Source organism: Streptomyces sp. NPDC057654 (genome assembly GCF_042800135.1).
Lineage (GTDB): Bacteria > Actinomycetota > Actinomycetes > Streptomycetales > Streptomycetaceae > Streptomyces.
Map to the genome: position 1 here is coordinate 1 of NZ_JBHVHQ010001323.1, position 1539 is coordinate 1539.

Here is a 1539-nt window from a genome sequence, read left to right on the forward strand (position 1 = left end):
GATCCGGGGGCACAGGGCGGTGCAACGTGTTCTCATCTTCGCCCTCCGTTGCTACGGTGCCCCAGCCCTGACGCCGCATCAGCAACCGGGAGGCCGAGCATGCGCGCACTCATCGCCGCGGCCATCGGACTGGCCGCCGCCCTCGCGCTCGTCCTCACCATCACCGCCGTCGGAGTGCCCAGCGGCGAAACCTCCCCCAAACCCCTACAGACCACCGTCCCCGCACACCCCTGAGGGAGGGACGTACCGCCATGCGCCGCGCTGTGCCGACCGGGGACGACCCGGAAGCCCCGCCACCACCCGGCCCCCCGGCCGGACGACGCACCCGCGGCGGCGGGATGCGCCGCAGAGCGAGCCTCGTGCTGCTCGCCGCGGCCGTCTTCTTCGCCGCCCTGTCACCGCTGCTGCGCTGGTACGCCTTCCCGCGGCTCGCGAAGGTCCCGCCCAGCCAGTACCAGTCCGTCGTCATGGAGGCCAAGGACGCCGACCTGATCGACTACAACAAAATGGAGGCCAGGAAGGTCCCCAAGGTCAACATCGTGCAGACCCTCAAGGGCAACGTCGAACAGGCCAAGAAGGTCAAGAACGCCACCGGCCGCGACGTCGTCGTCTGGGACACCCTCAGCTACATCGTCGGCCCCGACGGCAAGATGGTCTCCCGGATACCCGAGCGCTACGTCTTCGACGCCCACAGCCAGGAACCCGTGCACGCGGGCGGCGAGAGCGTGGACGGCACCCCGGTGCGCCGCGACGGCATCGAGTACAAGTGGCCCTTCCTCACCGAGAAGCGTGACTACCAGTACTTCGACATGCAGACCCGCACCTCCGCGCCCATCCACTACCGGGGCACCCAGAACTTCCACGGCCTCAAGGTCTACTACTTCGAGCAGACCATCCCCTGGACCAAGGTCCCGCTCCCCAAGAAGATGCCGCTGGGCGTCACCCCGGAGGTCGTCAAACAGACCGGCCTGGAGCGCTGGTACAGCACCAAGCGGATGTTCTGGGTCGACCCCGTCACCGGGGCGCCGGTCAACGGCGAGGAGCAGCACAAGGAGGAGATGCGCTGGACCGGGCACCCCGAGAAGAAGCCGATCACCGCCTTCGCCGGGCATGTGAAGATGCGGCCGGACTACGTGCAGTCCACCCTCAAGCTCGTGAAGTCCCAGCGGGTCCTCGTCCTGCTCCTCACCAGCTACCTCCCGTGGGGCTTCCTCGGGCTGGGCTTCGTGCTCCTCGCGCTCTCCCTCGTCCTCGAAGCCCGCTCCCGCCGCCCCGGCTCCGGCGCCGCCCCGGCCGAGAACCCGGCCGCCCCGGACCCCGAACCCGTGCCCGTCTGATCAGCTCCGCCCGAGCAGGCGATCAGCGGCGCGCGTTCGTGCGCTTCGTCGGGGCCGCGGCCGTCGGGTCCTCGGGCCAGGGATGCCTGGGGTAGCGGCCGCGCAACTCGGCCCGCACGGAGCGGTACCCGTCCTTCCAGAAGTAGTCTAGTTCTGTGTTGATGTCGGTGGTAGGGGTGTCGTGGGATAGCTGTTGTAGGAG

At 69.1% G+C, this 1539-nt stretch carries 3 protein-coding genes; 2 read left to right on the forward strand and 1 reads right to left on the reverse strand.

Annotated elements, in window-relative coordinates:
* The first annotated feature begins 99 nt into the window (after positions 1–99).
* Positions 100–234 carry an SPW_0924 family protein gene (locus ACFU99_RS43255; RefSeq protein WP_384404171.1) on the forward strand — a complete coding sequence of 45 codons (135 nt, stop codon included), beginning with the start codon at positions 100–102 and terminating at the stop codon, positions 232–234.
* Positions 235–338: 104 nt separating this feature from the next.
* Complete coding sequence (locus ACFU99_RS43260; protein ID WP_384404177.1) at positions 339–1337, forward strand: DUF3068 domain-containing protein; 999 nt, start codon at positions 339–341, stop codon at positions 1335–1337.
* A gap of 22 nt (positions 1338–1359) precedes the next feature.
* On the opposite strand, the gene ACFU99_RS43265 is transcribed toward ACFU99_RS43260, so the two are convergent.
* On the reverse strand, positions 1360–1539 hold a 180-nt coding region (locus ACFU99_RS43265), incomplete at its 5' end, for an ATP-dependent helicase C-terminal domain-containing protein (protein WP_384404174.1).

What these genes read in the sequence shown, in the direction of transcription:
- ACFU99_RS43255 (WP_384404171.1), top strand. Translation starts at nt 100, where the DNA reads ATGCGCGCACTCATCGCCGCGGCCATCGGACTGGCCGCCGCCCTCGCG.
- ACFU99_RS43260 (WP_384404177.1), top strand. Translation starts at nt 339, where the DNA reads ATGCGCCGCAGAGCGAGCCTCGTGCTGCTCGCCGCGGCCGTCTTCTTC.